This window comes from Pedobacter kyonggii (genome assembly GCF_004310665.1).
GTDB lineage: Bacteria > Bacteroidota > Bacteroidia > Sphingobacteriales > Sphingobacteriaceae > Pedobacter > Pedobacter kyonggii.
In genome coordinates this window covers 42,065-64,993 of the sequence record NZ_SIXF01000031.1, presented here as the reverse complement: position 1 = coordinate 64,993, position 22,929 = coordinate 42,065, and the positions used below count along the sequence as shown (strand labels likewise).

Sequence of the window (22,929 nt, the reverse complement as noted above, 5' to 3'; positions counted from 1 at the left end):
GCTGACCTTAGTACGAGAGGACCGGGTTGGACTAGCCTCTAGTGAATCTGTTGTTCCGCCAGGGGCATTGCAGAGTAGCTACGCTGGGAATAGATAAGCGCTGAAAGCATCTAAGTGCGAAACTAGCCACGAGATGAGAATTCCATATAGGACCGTAGCAGACTACTACGTTGATAGGCTACAGATGTAAAGCTGGCGACAGCACAGTCGAGTAGTACTAATCATCCGAAGCTTTCAAAGCAAACAGACTGTTGTTTGTTCTTCTAACATAACTTCTTTCAATAATATGTCATTTAAGCGGAAAGCTAAAAGACTAAAGACTAAAGCGGAATACAGTAGCTTTAAGCTTTGAGCTTTATCCTTTCAGCTCAAATAAAAACATTCAGGTGCCTATATCGGTGGTGTCCACCTCTTCCCATTCCGAACAGAGAAGTTAAGCCCACCAGAGCCGATGGTACTGCGGTAACACGTGGGAGAGTAGGTCGGTGCCAGATCTTAAAAGAAACCCTTTAACAGCAATGTTGAAGGGTTTTCTTCGTTTAAAAGCATTTTATAGCCATGCCTATCTTGTTTTCACCATTAAGAAGTTAAGAAAAGTTAAGGTTCTGTTCCCGCAGATTACGCTGATTTGCGCAAACCTGCTCCCTCTTCCGTTTACACCTCCCGATCCAGCTACAATAGCCCTGATGGCAGTGGAAATCCCTTTTGGGCAGAGGTAAATTGTTTACTCCAACGGTTCCAAAAGGATTGCAGCGGACAGCAGGACGGAACCAATCCTATATTTTACTGCTACTGTGCTCCTAATAATAAACCCGTGAGTAAGCCTCTATAGTCTTTGTGTACAATAAATAAAACCATTTGTGCCATTGTTGATAATTTTAGCCACATTTAAAACTGATTTAGCGCTAAATGTGTTAATATCATAAGGTTTGCCACAATATTTGGTTATCTTTGTTTTTAACAAAAATATAAGTATAAGTAATGAGTTTTTTTGCAGATAAAAGAAGGGAAGTAATGTTGCATATTGAAAAATATATGCTGGAGTCGATGGGAACTTATTTGAAACCAATCGATACCAACTGGCAACCTTCTGATTTTTTACCAGATTCTACTAGTGAAACATTTTATCAAGATGTGAGAATTTTGAGGGATAACGCAAAAGATCTTTCTTACGATTTAGTGGCCGTTTTAATTGGCGATACCATTACTGAAGAAGCTTTACCAACATACGAATCGTGGTTAGCCATGGTTGATGGACATAGTAGGGACGAAGAAGGTGGCTGGATGAAATGGGTTCGCCATTGGACTGCAGAGGAGAACCGTCATGGTGATTTGTTAAATAAATATTTATACCTATCGGGCCGTGTTGATATGCGCCAAATGGAAATTTCCACACAGTATCTTATTGCTGATGGTTTCGATATTGGTACCGGGCATGATCCATACCGTAACTTTATCTATACTTCTTTTCAAGAATTGGCTACCAATGTATCGCACAGAAGGGTAGCTTCTTTGGCTAAAAAAGACGGTGATACGTTATTGTCTAGAATGTGTGGTGTAATTGCGTCAGACGAGGCCAGACATGCAAAAGCTTATAAAGATTTCATGAACCGTATTTTTGAGGTTGATCCTAACGAAGCAATGTTGGCTTTTGAAGATATGATGCGCAAGAAAATTGTAATGCCAGCCCATTTCTTACGTGAGGTAGGTTTGAAAATTGGCCAAACATTTGGTCACTTTACAGATGCTGCGCAACGTTTAGGTGTTTATACTGCGGTTGATTATGTTGAAATTATGCAACAGTTAATTGAAGACTGGAAAATTGAAGGTATGCGTGATTTAAATGAAGCTGGTGAAAAAGCCCGCGATTATATTATGGCTTTACCTTCACGTTTATTACGTGTTGCCGAACGAATGAAAAACCCTACTATAGACTATAAATTTACCTGGATTGCTGGTTAGATATTTGAATCTTTAGTTATTAAACTATATGGGCCCTTATCAAATCGATAAGGGCTTTTTTTTACATGTTTCTTCTATATTGGCCACCAACTTCGTAAAGGGCATTACTAATCTGTCCTAACGAGCAGATTTTACATACTTCCATCAACTGCTCAAAAATATTATCGCCGGCAATAGCCGATTTTTGAAGTTGTTTTAAGAGGCCTGGTGCACGATCTGCATTACAGTCCTGAAATTTTTGCAATGCCGAAATCTGATATTGTTTTTCTTCTTCTGTAGCGCGGATTACCTCACCAGGAACAATAGTAGGTGAACCATTCTTGTTTAAAAAGGTATTAACGCCTACAATAGGATATTCGCCTGTATGTTTAAGCGTTTCGTAATACAGACTTTCTTCCTGAATTTTTCCGCGCTGGTACATCGTTTCCATCGCACCCAACACCCCACCACGATCGTTGATGCGTTTAAATTCGGCAAGTACAGCATCTTCTACCAGATCAGTTAATTCTTCGATGATGAAAGCACCTTGTAAAGGATTTTCGTTCTTAGCAAGCCCCAATTCTCTGTTTATAATCAATTGGATTGCCATAGCTCTCCTTACCGATTCTTCTGTAGGTGTTGTAATGGCTTCATCATAAGCATTGGTATGTAGCGAATTACAGTTGTCGTAAATGGCATAAAGGGCCTGTAAAGTAGTTCGGATATCATTAAAATCGATTTCTTGGGCGTGTAACGAACGGCCGGAAGTTTGGATATGGTATTTAAGCTTCTGCGAGCGGTCATTTCCCTTGTATTTATTCTTGATGGCTTTGGCCCAGATTCTTCTGGCTACGCGACCGATAACGGCGTACTCAGGATCGATTCCATTGGAAAAGAAGAAAGATAGGTTAGGGGCAAAATCATCGATATGCATGCCTCTACTCAAATAATATTCTACAAATGTAAATCCATTGCTTAAAGTAAAGGCGAGCTGCGAAATTGGATTAGCACCTGCTTCGGCAATGTGATAGCCCGAAATAGATACTGAATAGAAATTCCTCACTTTTTCATCGATAAAGTATTTCTGGATATCGCCCATCATCCTTAAGGCAAATTCGGTAGAGAAAATACAAGTATTTTGTGCCTGATCTTCCTTTAAAATATCAGCCTGAACGGTTCCTCTAACCGAACTGATGGCTTTGGCCCTGATCTTGGCATAGATATCGGCAGGTAAAACCTGATCTCCGGTAACACCTAGCAGCATCAAACCTAGGCCATCATTTCCAGCTGGCAAAGTACCGCTATAGGTTGGTCGCGGTATATTTTTTGCTTTATAGATCGAATCAATTTTGGCCTGGACTTCTTTTGTTAAATCATTTTCGATAATGTATTTTTCGCATTGTTGATCGATTGCAGCATTCATGAAAAAGCCTAACAACATGGGGGCTGGACCATTAATAGTCATGGATACAGAGGTTGACGGCGCACAAAGATCAAAACCTGAATACAGTTTTTTGGCATCATCCAAAGTGGCAATACTTACACCCGAGTTACCTATTTTTCCATAAATATCTGGGCGGATATGTGGATCTTCTCCATAAAGAGTGACAGAATCAAAAGCAGTAGATAAGCGGTGCGCGGGCTGACCTAAAGAAACATAGTGAAAACGTTTATTGGTCCTTTCTGGTCCACCTTCCCCAGCAAACATCCGTGTAGGATCTTCTCCTTCTCTTTTTAACGGGAATACACCTGCTGCATAGGGAAATTCGCCTGGAAGATTTTCGGTTAGCAACCATCTTAAAATATCGCCCCAATCTTCATATCTCGGCAGTGATACTTTTGGGATGTTCAGCTTTGAAAGTGATTCGTAAAATAAGGGTTGTTTAATTTCTTTATCGCGGACTTTATAGATAAAAAACTCTTCTTTATAAGCTCTTTTGGTATCTGGCCACTGGCGCAATAAACGTTTGCATTCGCCATCCAATTGTTCTTCAAAGAAAGTGTATGTTACATTTAAACTCTTTGACACCCCGTCCTGCGGACACCCCTCTGGAAGAGGGGAATTATTATCACCTAGTAAATCAATCACACCTTTCAATTGGTACATTTTTCTGGCTATCGTTGCCTGCTTATCTACCCATTCGTTGTACGTTTGGCTTGCTTCGGCAATTTCTGCCAGATAGCGGATTCGATCGGGGGGGATGATGTAAATTTTCTCTGATTGATCGGAGGTGAGTTCCATTTTGGCTTTGAAATCCGTTCCGGTTTTTACCTTGATCTGCTCCATTAAGGCAACAAATAGGTTATTCATGCCCGGATCATTAAATTGTGATGCCATAGTTCCATAAACTGGAATTTCGTCATCCTTCGCATCAAAAATATTGTGGTTGCGTTTGTATTGCTTACGCACATCACGCAAGGCATCTAAAGCACCTCTTTTATCAAATTTGTTAATGGCTACCAGATCAGCGAAATCCAACATATCGATTTTCTCCAATTGTGTAGCTGCACCAAATTCAGGAGTCATTACGTATAGGGAAACATCGCAGTGTTCGGTAATTTCGGTATCTGACTGGCCAATTCCTGAGGTTTCTACAATAATTAAATCGTAACCAGCGGCTTTGCAAATATCGATACTTTCCTGAACGTTTTTGGATAGCGCAAGGTTGGCCTGCCGGGTGGCTAAAGAACGCATGTAAATCCTCGGGTTATTGATGGCATTCATCCGGATACGATCGCCCAATAAAGCGCCCCCTGTTTTTCTTTTGGAAGGATCGACAGAGATAATCGCTAAGGTTTTATCTTTCACTTCTACCAGGAAACGGCGCACAAGCTCATCTACCAGTGATGATTTTCCGGCTCCGCCCGTTCCAGTGATGCCTAAAATAGGAGCGGTGTTGTTTTTGGATAGTTTTTTTAATTCATCTACAAATTTTTGTGCGCCTTCGGGATCATTTTCTGCAACGGTAATGGCTCCGGCAATGGCTTTGATGTCTTTTGTAGGTATGGTTTCGAGCTCGTTAGTAATGCTGGCTTTGGTGATGAAATCAGTTTGGATTAGCATATCGTTGATCATGCCCTGCAAACCCATTTTACGACCATCATCTGGAGAGTATATTTTAGAAATCCCATAAGCCTGGAGTTCTTCTATCTCTGAAGGTAAGATTACGCCACCGCCACCTGCAAATATTTTAATATGGCCTGATCCTCTTTCTTGCAGGAGATCGTACATATATTTAAAATATTCGATATGCCCACCCTGATAGGAAGTCATTGCAATTCCCTGAACATCTTCTTGAATGGCACAATTTACCACTTCATCAACCGATCTGTTATGGCCAAGATGGATCACTTCAGCACCTGAAGATTGGAGAATACGGCGCATGATATTAATGGTTGCATCGTGCCCATCGAAAAGCGAAGCAGCGGTTACAAAACGGATTTTATTTTTAGGCTTATAGATTTCTACTTGTTGCATGCGATAGGATTTAAAGGATCAGTGTGCTCAAAAAACCAATCCTTGTCCCCAAATATATTTGGTATGCAAATGTACTAAAATAAGTAGTTTAAATAGCGAATACCCTATACTGTTATGGCTTTTGGTTCAGCTATAAATCCTGCCCGAATTGCAGTAAATAGCCGTTATTATCGTAAATGGCAAATTCTCTCATGCCATAGTCAAAATCTTCGGATGGGTAACAGATTTCACATTGATCTTTTAAACTTTCCCAGAGTGTAGCCACCTTGTTTGTATTGATGTAAAGTGAACCACTCATGATCGATTTAGAAATATTGCGATGCTGGTTAGGGGTACAAAGCATGATTTCGATCTCATTTTTTCGGAAGGTTAACCAATTGAGGTCGTTAGGTTTTACATCACAAGTGAAGTTTAAAAACTTCTGTATAAAACTTTAATGTTGCTTGCATATCACGTGACTCGAGCATTGGTGTAAGTTTGATTGCGGCGTAAGCTGACATGATCTAAATTAAAGAAAATAGGAAATTTCAGCAAGTTGTCGTCATTTCGAGGGATAATTTATTGCATAAAAATCATTATGGATGATAGAGGGGTTTAAAGGAAATGAATCTTCTGAAATGGTCGTCATTGCGAGGCACGAAGATAACCGAACGAAGTGAGCTCATGAATGCCTTTAAAAACAACTGCAAAAATGAATAATCTTAATGCGCTCGCTGGTAGCGATAGTTGTAGGGTTGCTTCGTCGTTCCTCCTCGCAATGACGATACTTTTTAGTACCATCGCTGTTGCGTTAAAAAAAAAAACTATGCTGGTGAGCATAGTTTCCTTAAATTATTTATTTGTGATCTCTGTGATTGGTTCTCCAACGTTACCATTTGGCATTTGAATATGTAGCAAAGCTGCTAAGGTTGGTGCAATATCAGTCATATAATGTGTTGTATTGGATGCTCCAGCTTTGATTCCCCAGCCCATAAAAACCAATGGGATGTGCGAATCGTATGGGTTCCAGTTTCCGTGCGTGGTACCCGTGCTGCTACCGTTAAACCAATTTGGGGCTAAAACATAATAGATGTCGCCGCTTCTACGGGCATTGTATCCATTGGTGATCATTTTTTTCTGGATTTCCTGAATGGTAGATTGCGATATTTTAGCAATATCAACTGCATTTTGGAAACCGTCTAATCTTTTTAAGAATTCAACTGAAGCTGCTTTGATTACATCGAAACTCACATCGCCTTTGTTGGTTTTGTCATGATCGAAAATGATCTGGTTGTTCATCGATCTTAAAACAACATTGTTTACCTTAAATTTATCATTTAAATAAGCGTTTAATTTGTTTGCAATATCTCTATCACTCACTACACCTGAAGGCATTTTATTTTCTTGCATAAAGCCTGGTACATGCGCAGCACCATGATCGGCAGTTAAAAATACCGTGTAATTTCCTTTACCTACTTTTTTATCCAGGTAGTTGAAAAACTCTTCGAAATCTTTATCCAAACGTAAATAAGTGTCTTCTGCTTCTACTGAGTTTGGACCATAAGCATGACCAACATAATCAGTAGATGAGCAACTTACCGCTAAGAAATCGGTAATGTTATCTTGTCCTAAATCTTCAGAAAGGATCGCTAATTTGGCAAGATCTAACGTGATGGTATTACCATAAGGCGTACTTCTGATGGCATCGAAATTTTTATCAATATTTTGGTTAAGCTGATGAGGGAATGTACTCGCTTTGCCTTCGTAAGCTTTCTCATCTGCTGTGCTATTAACATAGGTATTCATTGGATACAATGTTTCCCAGTTTTTAGCATAGAACTTGTTTGCTAATTTCAATTTATTGTAATCGGCAATCCATGTTGGCACTTCTTTCATGTAATAAGTACTGGTAATCCAGTTTCCGGTGCTACCTTGATACCAATATGCAGCATTTGCCGCGTGGCCAGCCGGAAGGATCGAACCCCTATCTTTTAATGAAATACCGATTACTTTACCTTTAAAATTCGTAGCTAACCTCAACTCATCAGTAATGGTAGTAGTTAACATATTTTTTGGCGACATATTCCCTTCTGATGAAGGTGTACTGCCAACTGTAGATACAGTAGAATCTTCTGTACAGTACACGCCTTTTTTAGTTTCAGGATCGTACCAGTCGTTACCAATAATACCATGAATAGCCGGAACTGAACCTGTATATATACAAGTATGGCCACATGCAGTATAAGTTGGTGTATAGGGGATAAATGTGTTTTCAACAGAAAACCCCTCGTTGATTAATCTTTTAAAACCACCGTTGCTATAGCGATTATAGTAGCGGTATAAATAGTCCCAACGCATTTGGTCAACCACTAAACCAACCACCAATTTAGGGCGGGCCACCTCGGCAGGGAATGCTTTAGGCTGTGTTTTGGAAGGTTTTTTAGTCTGGGCTGAGGTGAGTGCGATCGAAAAAATAGAAATGGAAAAGATTAGACAGGATATTTTCTTCATTGTGTTTTAGTTAAAGGGCTAAAGTAATAACTTTTAAGTGAAGATATTTTGAAGTTTATGTAAAGATTTTATATCGCTTCGGCCACTACAAATGTGCTTCCTCCAATAAAAACCAGATCTTTTGGATCGGCAAATTGAATAGCTTTTTCTTTTGCTTCGGCTACCGATGCATAACTGTTTCCATTTAGATTAAATGTTGCCGCCTGTTCTTTAAGTTCATCTGCTGCTAAACCGCGTTCTAAATCTGGTTTGCAGAAGTAATAAGTTGCATTTTTTGGCATCAGGGATAAAACTTTCGAAATATCTTTGTCTTTAACCATGCCAAAAACAACATGTAGCTTTTGATAAGGGGTTTGTGTGATGTTTTTAATCACCTCGGAAATGCCAGCTTCATTATGGCCAGTATCACAGATCACCAAAGGGTTTCTGCTCAAGGTTTGCCAACGTCCCTGTAAACCAGTTTGTTTTTTAACCTGGCTTATTCCTTTATAAATCGCTTCCTGATCGATTTTAATTCCCGTTTTTTCGTTCATCACCGCAACAGTTTCTAATACAGTTAAAATGTTCTTGTGCTGATAAACGCCGGTAAGGTCACTTTGAAGATCCTTGTATTTAATTTCACCATTCTGATAAACAGATAGGGAAAGTTTATTGTTCCCGATTTTAAAATCCTGAGCCCTTAACACCGCATCAGCAAAAACAATTGGAGCACCTACTTCTTTTGCCTTACTGACAAAAACTGGAGCAGATTCTGCTTGTGTTTCGCCGATTACAACAGGAATATTTTTTTTAATGATACCTGCCTTTTCGCCAGCAATTTCGGCTAGCGTATTGCCCAGCATATTCATGTGATCAGGGCTGATATTAGTGATGACCGAAATTTGCGGTGTAATGATATTGGTCGAATCTAACCTTCCGCCTAAGCCTACTTCAATTACGGCCACATCAACCTCATGTTTGGCAAAATGATCGAATGCAAGGGCCACAGTAACTTCGAAAAATGAAGGCTCGGTTTTTTCGATGAGTTTTTGCTGTTCCTTTACAAATGATACCACTTCAGTTTTGCTGATCATTTTTCCATTGATGCGGATGCGTTCGCGGAAATCTTTCAAATGGGGAGAGGTGTACAATCCTGTTTTATATCCCTGATCCTGTAGTACCGAAGCCAGCATGTGTGACGTAGAGCCCTTTCCATTGGTACCTGCTACATGGATACTTTTAAATTTATCCTGTGGATTATCCAAAGCTTCACAAAGGATGATGGTATTGGTTAAATCTTTCTTGAAAGCAGACGCGCCAATGCGGGTAAACATGGGGAGTTTACTATATAAAAAATCAAGCGTTTGTTGGTAGTTCATAATATGCATCAAATATAAGTTGACTAGCGTTATTATGGAACGAAATGAGGAAGATTTCTTCAGAAGTTTTAAAGGACTTTGCGTAGGGAGACCTCTTGTGGGGATGATGTGCAGTCAGATGTTACCATCTGACTGATATCAGGTTAAATTGGTAAAATTGTTTGTCGAAAATTTTGATATAATTGCTAGATAGGAGATAAGTCTTCTGTCAGATAGTAATATTTGACAGCACAATAAATGCATCAAAAAAAAATGGTCTGTGGGATACAGACCAAGGTTATCTTTTTATTTCACTTTAAAGTTGAACATCACAATCCCTGTTTGTACATCGGGAGCTGATTCTAATTTATTTAAACTTGCACCCAATACCGCCTGTTCACATTTCCGCCAAAGTGCTAAATCAGATAAGGTAGTACCTTTTGCACCTGCACGGGCCTGAACCACTTTACCATTTTTATCTACGCGGATTTGAACGGCAATTTTTCCTGCACTTTGTCCATCATCCTGAATTCTAGGGATATCGATGAATTTTCTGCTAGCCAATGATAATTGTACATTGCCATTTCCAGAACCACCTTCTCCATAATTTGATGCCAATGGATCGCCATCTTTATCACCCTGGTTTCCTGGTGTTTTTCCGGTGCCATCTCCCTGCCCTTGGCCGGTATTCTTTTTGCCTTTGTAAAGCGCATTTTGGTTAATCACCGGTTTAGATGGCTTATCTTCAGTTACCGGAGTTGGTGCTGCAGTAGTCGGTTTTGTAGGTTTGGTATTTACGGCAATGGCATCTTCCGTATTTTGCGTTTGAATTTCCTTTTCAGTATTTTCGGTAGAGGTAGTTGGGGTTACTTTTTCTTCCGGCGTTACCTTATCAGGTGCTTTACCATTGGCATTTGGATCTGCTGATGGTTCTTCAATACTGGTATAATCATCGCCCATTCCTTCTGCTGAAGTTCCATAATTTACAACCATACCACCCATACCTACTTCTTCAGGTGGCTGAAACGAGCCAATCACGATAAAAAAGCTGATCAACAATAAAAAGCCCATAATTCCACTTGCTATGGCAATGGCCTTAGGGTAATTATTTTCCTCGTTAGGTATGTTTTGTGCTTTGTAGTTCATTATTTTTTAGGCTCAACGGCTACAACAAGTTTTAATTTCAATTTATTGGCAATATCGTTTACCACAAATCCATCCTGATAAGTCACGTTACGTGATACATATAAAAGAATAGTCATATCTGGTGCCAGTTTCTGGTATGCTTCTAATGTTGGCTGTAATTCTTCTATGCTAACTGGTTTTTTTTCAACGAAATATTTAAGGTTTTCGTCTATCGTAACCGTAACTGCTTTCTTTGCTGTAGATTGCTGTCCGCTCGATGATTGTGGCAACAATAATTTAACCACCGTAGGATTTACCACTGCAGAGGCCAATAGGAAAAACAGCATCAGGAAGAACATAATATCGTTCAACGCTGAAGTATGTACTTCTACCGATCCTTTTGTTCTTTTGCGTAAATTCATTATTTGCCTGGTTCTTCTAGTAAATCAATAAAATCAATTGCATCGGTCTCCATTTTAAGGATGATTTTTTCAACCATAATATTTAAAATGTGATAGAGGACGTAAGCAATAATACCAATAATTAATCCGGTTGCGGAAGTAATCATTTTGGTATATAAGCCGCCAGAGATGGTTCCGATTTCAATCGCACCTTTTATTGATACCTGGTGGAAAATGGTAATTACCCCCACAATTGTACCTACGAAACCAAGCATTGGTGCAATACCTGCAACAATACCCAATATACTGATGTTTTTCTCTAATTTAGAAACTTCTAATTTACCAACATTTTCAATAGCACCTTCAATATCTTTAATCGGGCGACCAATGCGTTTCAAACCTTTTTGCAACATGCGTGAAAGGGGAGAGTTATTGTTCCTTAAAAGCGACGTTGCACCCTCTAAATTTCCGGATTGGATATACGACCTGATCTGACCCATTAGGTTCGATTCGTCTTTGGTTGCTTTCTTAATGGTTAAATAACGTTCAAAGAAAATAACTAAGGCTAACAAAGCTAAAAAAGCCAATGGAACCATTACCCAGCCGCCTTTAAAAAGCAGATCGATGAAATGGAGTTCTGGCTGTGGTTGTGCTACTGCTTGGTTAACCGCATTTGCTGTGTCTTGTAATGCTTGTGTGGTGTCCTGAATTAATAAAGTTATCATTATGGTTGTGTGTTGTTAGATTTTTGTTGTACGAAATATCCTTTTCCCTTTAGTTTTTTCTGTAAAATATCTTTCTGTTCTTTAGCTTCCTTTTCAGTTGTGAAACTCGCTATACTTACCTTTTTTAAACGGCCGGGTACTTTTGCGATTTCGGCATTTAAACCGATTTTTTCCATTTGCTTAATAAACACAAGTGCTTTTTTCTCTGATTGAAAAGATGCTGCAATAACGTAAAACGTAGAAGGACCAGTGTTTGGTACAATTTTATTTTCTTTTGGTGCTTCTACAGTAGGCTTTGCATCCACTTTTTTAAACGTATCTGCTTTTTTCTGAACCTGATTGGCTTTTAAAATGCTATCTGTTTTGGCTATAGAATCCTGTTTTGCTTTTAGGGTATCAACAACAACCTTCGGTGAATCGACAATTACTTGTGCGGGCTTTACAGCTTCAGTTGTTTCACCTGTAAATAATTCTGGTTTAACCAAATAGGTTATCGCTGCAATAACAACTAAAGCTAATACTGCAATTGCAATCATCAACCAGGTAGACATACCTTGTCGTGTTTCGTCTCCATGTTCAATCGGATCGTGACCAAAACGATTAGGATGCTCTGCATGTTGCTCTTTTATAAAGGCCGGAGCCTCAATTACAGGTTCTTCTTTTTTCGCTTCGTATTCTAAATTGATGTATGTTTTAGGTTCCTCTGTTTCCGACCTAAGTGAGAAACGGCTCGAAGGCTCATTTTGTGGGACAACTGTTTCTGGTACTTCTACGGTATTGATTTCTTCAGATGCTGAGGTATTTTCTGTAGCAATTACTTCACCTTGTGCATCTTCAGATTCAGGCGTTTCAATAGCAGGTTGTTCAGTGGCGATATCTTCTATTTCCGACTCCGGCACTTCTACTACTATTTCTTGTGTTTCATCAGATTCAGGTGTTTCAATTGCCTGATGTTCGGCGGCGACATTTTCTATTTCCGACTCTGGCGTATGGCCAAAACGGTTAGGATGCTCTTCGTGCTGTTCTTTGATAAACTCAGGCGCTTCGGTAATTTCTGCTGAAGCGTTTTCAGTATGCTTTAAAGTATTTTTAAAATCGTCTTTAACTTCATCCAATTCTACATTTTCGATTACCGGAGCCTGGTACGATTTATTCTCAAATGGTGATGGTACCACTGGTGCTTCAGCAATTTCGTCGTAAACTTCTTCCTCTTGTTTAGGTGAATCAGTTTTTGTTTCCTCAATTACGCTTTCTGCCAATGATGGAAGTCCATAAAATTCAGAACCATAGTTCATATTTTTAACCGGTTCGAAACCTAATCCTTGTTCGGTAAAAAATAAGCGGCCAGTGTTTTGAAGTTCGGCCTCATGGTCTAATTCTAGTTTTTGATTTACTTCTTCAACAAACTGGGCAATGTGATTGCGGGCATCATCATTGTTGACGTTTGTTTTAGTTGAAATAAAGTTGGCTAAAGCTTCTTCTTCGGTTACTTCGGCCGAAAACTGCAGCGTATATCCAGGAGGCAAAAACGTTTGTTTTTCCTTATCGTATCTTCCTGGGTATTTCTTTTTATAAAAGGTGCCCAAGCCGGTAATACCAACTTCTTTGCGTTGCTGCAAGAGTTCTAATAGGTATGATAAGATATCCATTCGGGTAAAATTAAGCGTTTAAAATTAAAAATTATATTCTACCTTCAAATAGTGTCTATGGGTGCTATTACACATCCTATTCCAAAAAGGGGACAAAAACGAATACAGTTTTGTTATTTTAATCATGAAAAAAATCACAGTTTTCTAAACCTATATCTGTATCCGTGCAAAGATAACGGTTACAAAGATAGAAATGGTATGCTAGTAAGCAAATCGCTAAATCGATATAATATAGATTTGAAGTTAAAGCTTAAGCTATAGAAACGTTTTACTATAGAAAAGCGTATGTAGAAACGAAGTGGGAATGTTTTAAAATGGACGGTGAAGACACCGTCCATTAAGTTTTCTTAGTGGACGGTGTTTCCTACCACAAGAATTTAACTGTTATGGAGAAAACCTATGGACAAGGAACGGTGGTAGACCAATCAGTACTCTCCATGTTAAGCAAGCTTGCGGTGTGGCCATGCCCTGTTGCATCAGCAATGGTAGTTCCTGTGCCTTCGTCGAATTTCCAATAGGCCTCTAAGTTGCTACTGGTTGCACTTACACTGCATTTATTGGCTGAAATTGTCGACTGTGCCAATGCCGATTTCCAAACCCGCATTTCATCAAATTGACCGTTAAAACCCCTGTTGGCATCCCAGCTTCTCGAAATCTGAAATGTACCGTTAGCAGCGATAGTGCCGGTAGCGCTCATGCTTGCATCTAAAGTGCCATTGATGTAGATTTTCATTGTTGTGCCATCGTATGTTGCCGCAATATGATACCAGGTATTGGCGCTTAGCGCTGTAGCGGAATTTAGCTTTTTAGGTGTTGCACCACCCGTATTTAAAACGAACTGTACCTTATTGTTGGCTAGAGAAGCATCACCCAGACGGAGCAAAGCTACGTTTGCATCGCTCACTTCTATGCCCATGATGGTCGAGATATTTGGAGCAGTAGCTTTAAAAGCAGTTGGTTTAACCCATGCTTCGTAAGTTAAACTGGTACCTGCAAGATTGAAAGTATTCGAATTTAGGTATTCATTTGTGCCATCGAAAACCAATGAACGGTTTCCAGCCGGTGGTGGTGTACCTCCATTGCCATCGATACAATTTGCTTTTACAGCAGTTGCAGCGCCATAGAGTACATTAGACATAGCCGATAATTTTGTCTGCGAATTATTTGCAACATTATATACCATCGCACTGGCCAAACCATTATTTTTTACATAAGTGGCCACCGCTGCCTGATCGCTATTACCTAAATCTGTACCTAAACCCAATTTACTTTTGGGTACACCAGCATTAATGTAAGGCTGTAAACGGCCAGCATAATTTGTAGAGAAGTAAGTTTGCTCAAATACATAATCTAAAATATCACCCAGTTTTTGGTTGTTATAAGTAGACGTAAAATAATTGGCCTGATTAAATGCAGCCATAGTGATGAGCTTATCGGCACCCATACGCGCTCTAAGTGCTGCTGCTGCAAGCACCAACGAACCATCATTTGCAGTACAGGCAGAATACTCATCATCAATGTCAATTCCATCTAAACCATACTGCTGTACGGCATTGGCACATTGAATGGCAAAGGCATCGGCCTGGGCATAGGTGGTAAAACAACCCCAGCCTGCATTCTGGTGGTTTCCAAGTACATCGAGCACTACTTTTATGCCTAATGATTTAAGATAAGCTACCTTGCCAGAATTTAAAGTTTCTTGTACCTGCGGATTGAAGTACAGGGTAGGTGTGCCATTTACCGAATTAATATTAGCTGCGAAAATAACAGAAACGCCAAATAGCTGACTTGCTGAAGTTCCGTAGGTATAACAGCCTGGATTTACAAAATTGTTGCTGTTTACCTCAACGTAGGCGGTCATGAATGGAGCAGCTAAGGCTAGGGCAGAGGCATTGGTAGCTGCTCTGGCAGTGCCTTTGGTGTTTAATTGGTTGTCTTCTTTTTCAGAATTGGCTTTTTTACAAGCATACAACAGGGCGAAAGCTGTTAACAGCAGTACGCCGAAAACGGTTAGTTTTCTCATAGGTTTAAAAATTTTGGTTAGAAATTGGTTTGATATAAAAAAAGGTAGGACAACTTTCGTTATCCTACCTGGTGGTATTTGTGTGTTAGAAGTTCGCTTTATTCACGTCCCACCATAATCTGGTACCGCCATTGTCTGGTCCGCCTAAAAGGCCAACTGCTTTAACAACTTCGGCACTGTTACCGTTTCCATATTCAGTTGATGGGAATGGCAATCTTCTGATCTGGGTTTGGGTATTGATCGTTCCACCACTGTTATTATTGGCTACTGTAAATAACTTAGGGTAACCTGTACGTCTGTATTCAGACCAGGCTTCCTGTCCGTCAGGGAAAATAGCCAACCATTTTTGTGTAATAATGCGCTCTAATTTTTGTTCATTGGTAGAAGTAGGGTCCCATTTTACGGTTATTGTACTTACAGCTGCAGCATTATTCGCCGCATTTTTCGGATCTATATAAGCAGTAGATGTACTGGTTGCATCTGATAAATAACTTCCTGCAGCTACACTCCATTGCTGTAATGATGTGGTAATTCCGGTCTCATAGTTAATTTGTACATCCCCTGCACCTGTCCAGCCACGTAATGCAGCCTCAGCTTTTAAAAACCAAACTTCAGCAGCGGTCATTAAAATTTGTGGTGCTTTTTGTCCGATAGGTGATTTGACATTATCAGTAGAGTTTAAGGTAGAATAGGTTTTATAACCTGCTTTGCCCAAACCGTTAAACGAGGTATTCGCTCCAGATCTGATTCCTACATATTGGCCTGTAAATAAAGGATCGGTAGCAGGTCTGGCGTAAATAGGTAAGCGTGGATCGTTATAACCCACCAAATACGTTTGTAAAGCTGCACCTAACGCATTGTCGCCATCATAGGCAACAGTTACCACCCATAAGTCGTTGTCTCTTGTACCCGACTGTGCCACAGCCGCATTATCTGCTGCAGTTGTTAATAAACCTCCAGGTGCACTTAAAGCTTTTTCAGCCTGAAGTTTTGCTGTAGCCGCATCGGCCTTTACAATACGCGTAGCTAAACGCAAACGCAAAGAGTTGGCCAATTTTAACCATTTCACCGGATCACCTGCATAGATTAAATCGCCTTTATCATAAAAAGCCGTTTTGCCAGGATTAGCTGCAATATAAGTTTGTAAGTTATTAGCTGCTGTATCGATTTGTTTAAAAAAAGCATTATAAACCGTTTTCTGATCTTCATAAGCTGTAGATACCAAAGAAGAACCAGCTGTAGTATATGGAATAGGGCCAAATTTATCGGTTACCCTACTCATGGCCATTACCTGAACCAAAAGGGCAATTCCCCAGGCTTCCGGCGATTTAGTTTTTACTTCGCTCTGCCCAATTTTAGAAATCGGAGCCATTACATAGTTATATTGGTCGTTAAAACCACTACTGTTCCAGCCATCGTTAAGCGAATAGCTCATGTTGTTAATTCCTCCAAAAGGGTTCGGGGCCATCATGTAACCACTAAAAGCATCAGCACTTAGGTTTTGTGCAATCTGATAGTTATGGAAAATTTCCTGCTCAATTGGGCCAATTGCCGATTTCAAAAGCGCGGTAGTCTGCTCAGGTGAAAGTGCAGTTGGGTTGGTGTTAAAATCTTCAAAGTTTTTTGTACATCCAAAATTTAAGGCCATCAAAGATGCCAGCAAAACAGCAGACAATCCTTTAATCCTGTTATTCGAGGATTTATGATATATAGTTTTCATGTTGTTTTTTGAATAGAATTAAAATGATAAATTTAGATTGAAGCCTAAACTGCGCGTTGCAGGTTGGTTAAAAACATCTACACCAGATAAACCATTCCCGGTAGACATCGTGATTTCCGGATCGAAAGGAGCCTTTTTATAGAAATAAAACAGGTTTCTTCCGGTAACCGAAAATTTAACACTTTTAAATGTTTTACCGGTTAATGGAAGGGTATAACCTAAAGCAGCTTCTCTTAAACGTACTACCGTAGCGCTATAGATATATTCGCCCGATACGCCGGATCTGCCACCAACAAATGAATAGTAAGTTTGTGGGTTAACTGTTGTTGATACTGCATTACCTTTTGTATCTACACCATCAATTTTAACACCGCCTTGAGCCCTTGCATTCCCAGTTGCTTCAGATACACCTGCTTCGTCCATTAAAGCTTCGGTAAGCGATAATACCTGACCGCCAAACTTACCGTCGACCAAGAAGCTTAAGCTAAAATCTTTGTAATTGAAACTGTTGTTCCAGCCCAATTGGAATTTTGGATTAGGATTGCCTACGTAGTTAAATTCTTTACTTTTTAAAGGTGTATATGGCGAAGCTGTTGTTCCATCACCACCTAATATGATGCGGTTTTGTGCATCTCTTTGTAGGGTATAGCTATAAATATCGCCATAAGAGCCACCCACTTTTAACCTCGAAATATAAGAAGTATTGCCAGCGCCTGTTAAATCTACACTGTTAATTTTATCAGCTGAAGCAATATCGATAATTTTATTTCTGTTTAATGAACCGTTTATCGAAGTGTTCCAGTTCAGCCCGTCACCTTTTACAACATCAGCACCTAAAATAAACTGGAAACCTTTGTTCTCTACATTACCTGCATTCAGATATCCTGTAGATACCAATGAAGATGGAGGTGCAACTACAGGGATATATTGGTTTTTGGTATTGGTTTTATAATAGGTAAAGCTGAAATTGATTCTGTTTGATAGGAAACGCAAATCGGTACCTACCTCAAATGATTTTGTTCTTTCAGGTTTTAACTCTCTGAAAGCCGCATTGGTATTGAAATTTAATGCACCATCTGATTTTAAAGTGTTTTGGATAAACGTAAGATATGGCGGTACGGTATTTCCAACTTCTGCATAAGTTCCTCTCAATTTGGCATAGGTAATGGCCTCAGGAAGTTTGAACATCTGTGAAACAATAAATGATAAACCAACCGAAGGATAGAAATAAGAATCGTTTGGTGTATACGATAAGTTAGAAGACCAATCGTTTCTGCCTGTTACGGTTAAGAAAGCCCAGTCTTTATATGAAATATTGGCGTTGCCAAAAACGGCCTGTAGCTGGCTATGATTAGGAACAATAGGAACTACGTTACTTAATGTATTTCCGCTAAAGGTGCCTGGAAGGGCAACGATCGTGTTAGCTGGTGAAAAGAAATCGACCGCCGAAAGGTTGCCACCTAAAGATAAACCTGAAGTTTTCTGGTCGTTGATGCTTCCACCGATTAATCCATTTACTTTAAAATCAGAACCAGTCATTGGAACGGTAATATTGGCAATCGCATCTACATATTTCTGAACATAGGTTTGATTGCTCTGTGCAAAATAACCTGTTCCGGTAGAGTTGAAATTGGTCGCAATACCCGAGTATCTACGGTTTTCGTAATCATCCGTGGTACGGTCAATATTTCCCCTAACCTGCACATTTAACCATGGTGCAACATCATACTTAACGCTTCCGCTCAATAAGAAACGGTTACGGATTGATGTATTTGGGTTTAAATTGGTCAACCACCATGGGTTTTGGTTAATGTCGGCCGGACCACCCAACCAGTTTTGACGTGCGGCACCTGTATTGCCAGCCAATAAATACTGATCTTTATATGGGGTAATATCAACACCTCTAGGGAAAAGATACAAACCCAATAACGGATTTAAATATAAACCTAAAGATGGGCTGTTGTTGATGCGTTGATTGATGTAGTTTACACTTCCATCTACAGTTAATTTATTATCGAAAAACTTAGCAGTTTCGCGTAGGTTTAAGTTGTTCCGGTTTAACTTATTGCCTGGTTGAATACCACTGGCATAGGTGTTTGAATAGGAAAAATAGGTTTGTGCTATTTCAGAACCGCCAGAAAGATTTATCGCATTCGAGGTATTAATCCCCGTTTTGAAAAAATCTTTTAAATTATCTGTTGTATTGCTGATTCCGCCGCCCCAGCTATCTCTTATTATGGTAGATGCAGGTCCGTAACTGTTTTGGAACTTTGGCTCGTAAGCAATATTATCAATGGTTATGCCCGATGAAAAACCAATTTCGGCTTTGCCTGCTTTACCCTGTTTGGTGGTAATTAAAATTACACCATTTTGAGCCTGACTACCGTAAAGGGCAGCTGCTGATGCTCCCTCTAAAACCGTGATGCTTGCAATATCATCGGGATTAAGGTTAGAAATACCATCGCCACCATCCTGACCGCCACCAAATACACTGTTCTGCTGGCCGTTGGCATTACCGTTATTACTGATTGGTACCCCATCAATTACATATAAAGGCTGATTGTTACCGCTTACCGAACGGCTTCCTCTTAAAATTACTTTTGCCGAACCACCAACACCCGAAGCACTTGGACTAATGGTTAAACCTGCAACTTTACCGTTAAGGGAGTTCATTAAGTTAGGGCTTTTTACTTTTGACAGTTCATCGCCCGATACCTGTTGTGTATTGTACGTTAGCGATTTTTCTGATCTTTTCACCCCTAATGCCGTTACCACTACGGTTTCAAGATTTTTAGAGTCAGGGGTTAAAGTTATATCAATGGTGCTTTGCGTACCAACGGTAACTTCTTTGCTTTGGTAACCGATAAACGAGAACACCAAAACATCACCTGTTTTAGCCGTTATGCTATATTGGCCCGAAGTATTGCTTTGCGTGCCGCCCTGTGCCCCCTTTATAGTAATGGTTACACCTGGTAAGGTAGCGCCTGTTTCATCTTTTACGGTTCCTTTAATCACATCCTGATAAACAGCATGGAAAGAAACTGCACGATTAAAATGTTCGATTGGTGCAGCTGCATACAAGCCTGTGGATGCATAGAGCAATAAGCACGTTAGCTGTAAAGATTTTTTCATATTCATTATGAATAATTTTGAATAAGTATTTGGTTAATTGTTTGCCGCCTTCAGGATTTCCATCCGTCCGGTTTTATAGTTAAGAGCATTTTGCTTACACAAATTGCCTACAAGGGAATTGAATTATTTTTAAATAATTTTTTGTTAGATTTTTTCGATCGTTTTAAATGTCTGCGTGGCCCAGCAACCCGCAGCTCCAACCAAGGCCGCATCTTCATTCAATTCAGAGATATGTATTGGAGAAGTGACACCCTGCGAATGGAGATATTTAGCCACTCCAGGAATAAAACGGCTCGATGCGTTGGCAATATTACCACCGATTACAATTGCCTCGGCTTCATGATCCTGATGAAATTTTTTGAGGAAAATCCCAAGGTTATGGCTAAACTCAGCAAATATTTTCCGTACCGTTTGGTTATCGTCGTAAAGTTTGGCCAGTTCTCTAACATTTAGAATATTAAATCCTGTGAGTTCGTAATAACGTTTTAAAAACCATCGCGTAGAAAGATAATCTTCTGTTATGCCATCTAAAAAAGGAGCACACCATAAATTAACATCGTTAACTTTTCCCTCATTATAAACCGCACTTCCTAAACCTGTTCCCAATGTAATACCAATCAGGTGCTGATAGGCATGTGCCTCACCTGCGAATACTTCTCCTGCCAAAAAGCAAGCAGCATCGTTACTCATCATGATCTGCTCCCGACCGATCTGAAGTTCACTGGCCAGCATATCTTTTACGTTAAGGCCATAAAAAGCGGCATATTTATCATTACCAGCGATATAGGAGATACCTTTGTCATAATCGAAAGGACCCGGCATGGCAATTCCCAAATGGCCAATTTGGATACCTACCTTTTTGTAAGCCGCTTTAATTGCATTGCACCAGGTGTGGATAATCTGCCCTGTTGAGCCATGAGAGTCGACACGTTCGCGCGTATAGGAATTTTTAAGAATGTTCCGCTGCTGCATATCGAGTACGGCAGCCGTAATGTGCGAACCACCGATATCAATGCCCATCACATATTTGTTTTTATTCATTGTTTTCTGCTTCAATAGATCTATAAATGGCTTGCGCCTTATTATGGCACCGAATGAAGAGTCCTTTTTTTGTTAAATTGCCTACAGCGGGAAGATTTTTTTATGAAATATTTTTTATTACCTTACATTTGATTCACCAAACTAACCAAGTTGAAAGCAGCTAAGCCAGATCTAGTCGTTTTATGGAATAAGATTTGCCTCGAGGATGATATAAAATCTTTTGAGCAACTTTACCGCTTTCTGTACAGTAGGTTGATCAAATTTTCTATTTACTATGTAGTTGATAAACAGGCTGCAGAAGACCTGGTTACCGAGGTATTTGTTAAATGCTGGGAAAATCGCGCAGCAAGTACACATGTATTAAATCCCGAAAGTTACTTTTTTATCGCAGTAAAAAATCAATCACTTAAATACCTCAAAAAAAATTCTTCAATTACGTTTATCGATTTAGTAGATGCAGAAGAGGATGTTTCGGTAACAGCGCAAACGCCGGAATATATTTTTGAAACCAAAGAACTGCACCGGCAACTTGATTTTGCCATTGCAGGTTTGGCACCTCAGGCAGCCACGGTTTTTAGGTTGATCAAGGAAAGCGGCATGAAATATAAGGAGGTAGCAGAACTGTTGAACATTTCGCCCCGAACGGTGCAGACCCAATTGTTCAGGGCCATTGCTAAACTCCGCTTAATATTACAGCCTTTAAAAGATCAAGGATCTGATGAAAAAAAGCTTGGAAAAATAATCTCCCTGATTATCTTAGTGGGTACCTTATCTTTTTTTTATTTCTTGTAGGCAATTTTAACAGAAAAAGGAACATATCATAAAGGGCGGAAAAAAAATGACAGATCAAAGATTTACAGAATTGCTTGGAAAACAATTGGCCGGTGAAATTTCACCGGATGAATCTGTTGAACTGAAATCGATTTTAGCCGGTAACGAAGTGCTTAGAAAAGAATATAAACAGCTAGAAACTTATTTTGAATCTGAAACAGCTGAAGAAGAAAATATCGATCTAGTTTTTGATCGGATCAGGGCCCAGATCCAGGTTCCCGATGAACCCCGTTTAAAGGTTACCAAAAACAAAGGTTACAGTGTTTGGCTAAAAATTGCTGCTGTTGTAGCAATTGGTTTGGCTGGTGTTTTGGTGTATAACAGAGAGGCTATTTTCTTCAATAAAACAGATCAGCTGGCTTTGAAAAAGGTGCAAACCAAGGCAACCGAAATTAAAACCATTGTACTGGCCGATGGCTCTACCGTGAAAATGAATTCGGGGAGTAGTTTTAGATACCCTGACCATTTTAGTGGAGATACCAGAAACGTTTACCTATCAGGTGAGGCATTTTTTGATATTAAAAAAGATCCTAAACACCCTTTTATTGTGCACACCGAGCAATTGGCCGTAACAGTACTGGGTACTGCATTCGATGTTAAAGCTTACCAGAATGATGCTTTTACCGAAACTACATTAATAAGAGGAAAGGTATCTATCTCCCTTAAAAACAATACCAAACAAACTTTTATCTTAAAGCCAAACGATAAATTTACTTTGGTTGGTGGTAAAGCAAGCATGAGCCAGCTTACCCATTTCAGTGGAACAGGGACCGATAAAGTAATGGAAACGGCATGGACAAACCACGAACTCATTTATAAAAACAACCGTTTTGATGAAATTGCCAGGCTTTTTGAGCGATGGTACGATGTTAAAATAACCTTTAAAGAAGCTGATCTTAAAACGGTGAAATTTACGGGACATGTGGATAAAGAAACCATTGCTGAAGCTTTAAATGTGCTAAAACTGATTGAAAATTTTAATTATTCGATAAAGGGGAAAAATGTCTATATCTACCGTTAGCACAAACAGTTAAGC

15 protein-coding genes and 2 rRNA genes are annotated in these 22,929 nt (G+C 39.6%); 5 read left to right on the top strand and 12 right to left on the bottom strand.

Annotated elements, in window-relative coordinates:
- From EYS08_RS21485 to EYS08_RS21475, 3 genes are all read left to right on the top strand, one after another.
- Positions 1–241, top strand: a 23S ribosomal RNA gene (locus EYS08_RS21485); the annotation flags it as partial.
- 141 nt (positions 242–382) lie between these two features.
- Positions 383–494: ribosomal RNA gene (gene rrf, locus EYS08_RS21480) — 5S ribosomal RNA — on the top strand.
- 487 nt (positions 495–981) lie between these two features.
- Positions 982–1,962: an acyl-ACP desaturase gene (locus EYS08_RS21475; protein WP_131032039.1), complete on the top strand. Its 981-nt coding sequence runs from the start codon at positions 982–984 to the stop codon at positions 1,960–1,962.
- Positions 1,963–2,023: 61 nt separating this feature from the next.
- Here the strand turns inward: EYS08_RS21475 and EYS08_RS21470 are convergent, their stop codons facing one another.
- The 12 genes from EYS08_RS21470 to EYS08_RS21420 all read right to left on the bottom strand — a co-directional run bounded on the left by EYS08_RS21470 (position 2,024) and on the right by EYS08_RS21420 (position 21,062).
- On the bottom strand, positions 2,024–5,419 hold the full coding sequence (locus EYS08_RS21470; protein WP_131032038.1) for a methylmalonyl-CoA mutase family protein: 3,396 nt from the start codon (positions 5,417–5,419) through the stop codon (positions 2,024–2,026).
- 130 nt (positions 5,420–5,549) lie between these two features.
- A complete protein-coding gene (locus EYS08_RS25880) occupies positions 5,550–5,717 on the bottom strand; it encodes a VOC family protein (protein WP_165456536.1) in 168 nt (55 codons plus the stop codon).
- 533 nt (positions 5,718–6,250) lie between these two features.
- Positions 6,251–7,909 carry an alkaline phosphatase PafA gene (gene pafA / locus EYS08_RS21465; RefSeq protein WP_131032037.1) on the bottom strand — a complete coding sequence of 553 codons (1,659 nt, stop codon included), beginning with the start codon at positions 7,907–7,909 and terminating at the stop codon, positions 6,251–6,253.
- A gap of 68 nt (positions 7,910–7,977) precedes the next feature.
- Positions 7,978–9,267, bottom strand: a complete 1,290-nt coding sequence (locus EYS08_RS21460) for a bifunctional folylpolyglutamate synthase/dihydrofolate synthase (protein WP_131032036.1) — start codon at positions 9,265–9,267, stop codon at positions 7,978–7,980.
- Between the two features lie 285 nt (positions 9,268–9,552).
- A complete protein-coding gene (locus EYS08_RS21455; protein ID WP_131032035.1) occupies positions 9,553–10,392 on the bottom strand; it encodes an energy transducer TonB in 840 nt (279 codons plus the stop codon).
- Positions 10,392–10,793: an ExbD/TolR family protein gene (locus EYS08_RS21450; RefSeq protein WP_131032034.1), complete on the bottom strand. Its 402-nt coding sequence runs from the start codon at positions 10,791–10,793 to the stop codon at positions 10,392–10,394. The genes EYS08_RS21455 and EYS08_RS21450 overlap by 1 nt, the downstream gene beginning before the upstream one ends.
- Positions 10,793–11,497, bottom strand: a complete 705-nt coding sequence (locus EYS08_RS21445) for a MotA/TolQ/ExbB proton channel family protein (protein ID WP_131032033.1) — start codon at positions 11,495–11,497, stop codon at positions 10,793–10,795. The genes EYS08_RS21450 and EYS08_RS21445 overlap by 1 nt, the downstream gene beginning before the upstream one ends.
- Positions 11,497–13,146, bottom strand: coding sequence for an HU domain-containing protein (locus EYS08_RS21440; protein ID WP_131032032.1), 1,650 nt, complete (start codon positions 13,144–13,146; stop codon positions 11,497–11,499). The genes EYS08_RS21445 and EYS08_RS21440 overlap by 1 nt, the downstream gene beginning before the upstream one ends.
- Before the next feature lie 397 nt (positions 13,147–13,543).
- The gene (locus EYS08_RS21435) at positions 13,544–15,169 is read right to left on the bottom strand and encodes a LamG-like jellyroll fold domain-containing protein (RefSeq protein WP_131032031.1); all 1,626 of its coding nucleotides are present in this window, start codon (positions 15,167–15,169) and stop codon (positions 13,544–13,546) included.
- 85 nt (positions 15,170–15,254) lie between these two features.
- Positions 15,255–16,889 (bottom strand): SusD/RagB family nutrient-binding outer membrane lipoprotein, encoded by a 1,635-nt coding sequence (locus EYS08_RS21430; RefSeq protein ID WP_131032030.1) that lies wholly within the window; start codon positions 16,887–16,889, stop codon positions 15,255–15,257.
- Positions 16,890–16,907: 18 nt separating this feature from the next.
- Positions 16,908–20,021: a SusC/RagA family TonB-linked outer membrane protein gene (locus EYS08_RS21425; RefSeq protein WP_131032029.1), complete on the bottom strand. Its 3,114-nt coding sequence runs from the start codon at positions 20,019–20,021 to the stop codon at positions 16,908–16,910.
- 144 nt (positions 20,022–20,165) lie between these two features.
- Positions 20,166–21,062, bottom strand: coding sequence for an ROK family protein (locus EYS08_RS21420; RefSeq protein WP_131032028.1), 897 nt, complete (start codon positions 21,060–21,062; stop codon positions 20,166–20,168).
- A 150-nt stretch (positions 21,063–21,212) separates the two neighbouring features.
- Here EYS08_RS21420 and EYS08_RS21415 point away from each other — a divergent pair, with 150 nt between their 5' ends.
- Both EYS08_RS21415 and EYS08_RS21410 read left to right on the top strand, forming a co-directional pair.
- Positions 21,213–21,854 (top strand): RNA polymerase sigma-70 factor, encoded by a 642-nt coding sequence (locus EYS08_RS21415; protein ID WP_131032027.1) that lies wholly within the window; start codon positions 21,213–21,215, stop codon positions 21,852–21,854.
- Between the two features lie 46 nt (positions 21,855–21,900).
- Complete coding sequence (locus EYS08_RS21410) at positions 21,901–22,914, top strand: FecR family protein (protein WP_131032026.1); 1,014 nt, start codon at positions 21,901–21,903, stop codon at positions 22,912–22,914.
- Positions 22,915–22,929 lie beyond the last annotated feature (15 nt).

Excerpts from the sequence above, each read along its gene's own strand:
- pafA (WP_131032037.1), bottom strand. The coding sequence starts at position 7,909 with ATGAAGAAAATATCCTGTCTAATCTTTTCCATTTCTATTTTTTCGATC.
- EYS08_RS25880 (WP_165456536.1), bottom strand. The coding sequence starts at position 5,717 with ATGAGTGGTTCACTTTACATCAATACAAACAAGGTGGCTACACTCTGG.
- EYS08_RS21420 (WP_131032028.1), bottom strand. The coding sequence starts at position 21,062 with ATGAATAAAAACAAATATGTGATGGGCATTGATATCGGTGGTTCGCAC.
- EYS08_RS21475 (WP_131032039.1), top strand. The coding sequence starts at position 982 with ATGAGTTTTTTTGCAGATAAAAGAAGGGAAGTAATGTTGCATATTGAA.
- EYS08_RS21455 (WP_131032035.1), bottom strand. The coding sequence starts at position 10,392 with ATGAACTACAAAGCACAAAACATACCTAACGAGGAAAATAATTACCCT.
- EYS08_RS21430 (WP_131032030.1), bottom strand. The coding sequence starts at position 16,889 with ATGAAAACTATATATCATAAATCCTCGAATAACAGGATTAAAGGATTG.
- EYS08_RS21460 (WP_131032036.1), bottom strand. The coding sequence starts at position 9,267 with ATGAACTACCAACAAACGCTTGATTTTTTATATAGTAAACTCCCCATG.
- EYS08_RS21440 (WP_131032032.1), bottom strand. The coding sequence starts at position 13,146 with ATGGATATCTTATCATACCTATTAGAACTCTTGCAGCAACGCAAAGAA.
- EYS08_RS21410 (WP_131032026.1), top strand. The coding sequence starts at position 21,901 with ATGACAGATCAAAGATTTACAGAATTGCTTGGAAAACAATTGGCCGGT.
- EYS08_RS21435 (WP_131032031.1), bottom strand. The coding sequence starts at position 15,169 with ATGAGAAAACTAACCGTTTTCGGCGTACTGCTGTTAACAGCTTTCGCC.
- EYS08_RS21470 (WP_131032038.1), bottom strand. The coding sequence starts at position 5,419 with ATGCAACAAGTAGAAATCTATAAGCCTAAAAATAAAATCCGTTTTGTA.
- EYS08_RS21445 (WP_131032033.1), bottom strand. The coding sequence starts at position 11,497 with ATGATAACTTTATTAATTCAGGACACCACACAAGCATTACAAGACACA.
- EYS08_RS21425 (WP_131032029.1), bottom strand. The coding sequence starts at position 20,021 with ATGAAAAAATCTTTACAGCTAACGTGCTTATTGCTCTATGCATCCACA.
- EYS08_RS21450 (WP_131032034.1), bottom strand. The coding sequence starts at position 10,793 with ATGAATTTACGCAAAAGAACAAAAGGATCGGTAGAAGTACATACTTCA.